The 2,533-nt window shown below is 69.5% G+C and carries 2 protein-coding genes; one reads left to right on the forward strand and one right to left on the reverse strand.

What is annotated here, in order from left to right; genetic code table 11:
* Positions 1–982: 982 nt before the first annotated feature.
* Positions 983–2,047, forward strand: a complete 1,065-nt coding sequence (locus VR45_RS39235; RefSeq protein ID WP_159394534.1) for a hypothetical protein — start codon at positions 983–985, stop codon at positions 2,045–2,047.
* A 108-nt stretch (positions 2,048–2,155) separates the two neighbouring features.
* Here the strand turns inward: VR45_RS39235 and VR45_RS39240 are convergent.
* Positions 2,156–2,533 (reverse strand): hypothetical protein (locus VR45_RS39240; protein WP_045944746.1); only part of this gene is annotated, 378 nt, incomplete at its 5' end.

Here is a 2,533-nt window from a genome sequence, read left to right on the forward strand (position 1 = left end):
CCGCCTGCTTGGCCTGGTGCTCGCGCTCGGCCGCGGCGTGGGTCTGCGCCCGCTCGACGTAGCGGGACACGGTCCACAGCACCTGGTGGTCGTCCCCGGCGGGCAGTCGGTGGAGAACGACCCGGTCGCCGAGTATCCGGGCGACGACATCGTCCAGGGGCGCGCTGACGCTCTCCCAGCGGCCGTGGCCGTGCGGGCAACGGCACTTCTTGCGGCAGGGCGTGACGGTGAAGCGGCCGACGCCGCCGTTGACGGTCCAGTTCTCGCTGCTCGCCGGCCCGCTTCGCCTGGGACCAGTTCTCCCCGCGCCCGCGGGGGTCAGCCGCTCCGCTCGAAGTTCCAGATGTCGGAGGAACAGTCATCCCCGCAGGGGCGGGGGGCAGCCACGCGGGCACTCAGGCTGAGAGCCGCCGGCACGCTCCGGTACTGCCGTGCGCTGCTCGGCTGGGGCCTCAGCGCAATGGAATGACCTGTCGGACCCGGCCAGTATGTTGCTGACCATGACCTCCGTGAACGCCGTGAACCCCCGTGCTCGGACCAGCCGGTGTGCCACCGGCGTCCCTGGGCCCATCTCCGGGAACGCTTCCCGCAGCTCCGTTGCCGCCCTCGAGGTGATCCCTCTGTGGGCCGCACCTCACGCCACCGTCCCCCCGGCGACACGTCGGCGCTGAACCGGGGCAACACCCGCAGCGAACCGTGGCTGTCGCATGTCCACTTCGTCGACGACCCCGCCTGGGCGGACGCGACCGCCGGCGAGGTGGTCGCGGCAGTCCGCTCCGACGAGATCCTGAGCGTCGTTCTTCTCCCTGGACGACACCGAGGCGGACCTGCGCGAGAAGGAGCCCGGCACAGTCCGGATCCGTGCTCACCTCACCACCGTGACCGGCATCGCGGCGCTCACCGACATTGCCGATACGGTGTCGTATCACCTGCTTTTCATGATGCCGCGCGGGGGTCACACGGGAGCACCGAGGGGATGGATATGGCGACGATCACGGTGGACGTGGCGGTTCCCGACGTGCTGCGGCCGGTCGTGGATGTGGCGGCGTTGCCGGGGGCCCTCGGTGACGCGGGGCCAGCGTGGCTGGTGCTGTCCGAGGACGGACGGTTGGCGCGGTGGACGCCGACGACCGGCGAGGTGCAGGACGTGGCCCGGTATCGGGAGGAGAGGCTGGGGTCCGAATACGGTGACGGTGTTCGATTGCGGCTTCATGTGTCTCGATGTGGCCGTTGGGCGGCGGTGGTTCAAGACCGCGGTAGGTACGGCACCGTCGTCGATCTCGCCACCGGTTCGCCGGCGTTGAAGTTGGACGGCGGGGACTACTGCTGTGAAACCGTCCCGTTCGCGTTGGCGTTTGCCGAGCACGGTGGCCGGCCGGTTGTCGTCCATCGCACTGACTGGAACCGGTTGGATGTCACCGATCTCGCGTCCGGAGAGGTGCTTACGGCGCGGGACAGCCCGGACAGGGATGAGGAGGACGCGGAGTACGACCTCGATTACTTCCACGGCGCGCTGTCGCTGAGTCCTGACGGGACTCGTGTCTACGACGGCGGTTGGGTGTGGCAGCCGTGGGGGATGCCGGCGGTGTGGAGCCTGACCGCGTGGCTGCACGACAACCCGTACGAGTCCGAGGGCGGGCCCAGCTATGCGGTGTATCCCGAGGTCTCGGGGTGGAACTGGCCGGTGGTGTGGATCGACGACGGGCGGATCGCGGTGTATGACCGGGACGATGCCGGCAGCGGTACCGTCCACGTCCTCGACCCCACCTCGATCGAACTGCGCTCGTCGGGTGTCCGATGGATCAGGGCGGTCGCGACGTTCCGCTGGCCGGTCGGCGATTTCGGCTTTTTCACCGACGGAGAGCATCTGCTGATCGCCGACGAGGCCAGTCTGCAGGGCGTCGACGTCACCAGCGGACAGCAGGTGTTCGCGATCGACGGGTTCCGCCCGGCGCGTCAGGACCGGCATACCGGAACGCTGATCCAGGTCGGCAGCGCCGATGCCCGGTTGTGGACGCCGCCGAAGTGGACTGCGCGCGCTGGCTGAGCTGCCGTTTCCCGCACGGTGCCGAGCGGGAGAACATCCGCGAGTCCACGCTGGAAGGGCTCGGCACCGCCTTTCGCAAGGGCACGTACGGCGGCCGGCCCCCGGTCATCACCGACGACATGCTGCCTCTGAGCCCCGTGCCCGTTCCTCGCGCGGCCGCAGCCGCGCCAGTAGCCGTTGGGCTTCGTCGCGGACGCCCTCGTCCTGGTCTGTTGCCAGCTCGCGGTACTGCTCGATCAGCCGGTCCGCGCCCTGGGTCGTCGTCCAGTCGGGGTCGCAGTCCAGAGCGGCTTGGATCTCGGCCGCGGTCCAGGTTTCCGACGCGTGGCTTCTGGCCAGCAGCACGCAGCGGAGTCCGAGGGTGTCTTCGCGTTCGAGCAGGGCCTCTGCCGTCTCCTGAGTGACAGCGGTGTCCTGGACGTCCAGGAGGAGGCGGTGGATGAGGTCCGTCGCCTCGTCGATCCTGTCCGACATCGCAAGCTGCCG

Source organism: Streptomyces sp. NRRL S-495 (assembly GCF_000966955.1).
In the GTDB taxonomy this organism is placed as follows: Bacteria; Actinomycetota; Actinomycetes; order Streptomycetales; family Streptomycetaceae; genus Kitasatospora; species Kitasatospora purpeofusca.

Excerpts from the sequence above, each read along its gene's own strand:
- VR45_RS39235 (WP_159394534.1), top strand. The coding sequence starts at position 983 with ATGGCGACGATCACGGTGGACGTGGCGGTTCCCGACGTGCTGCGGCCG.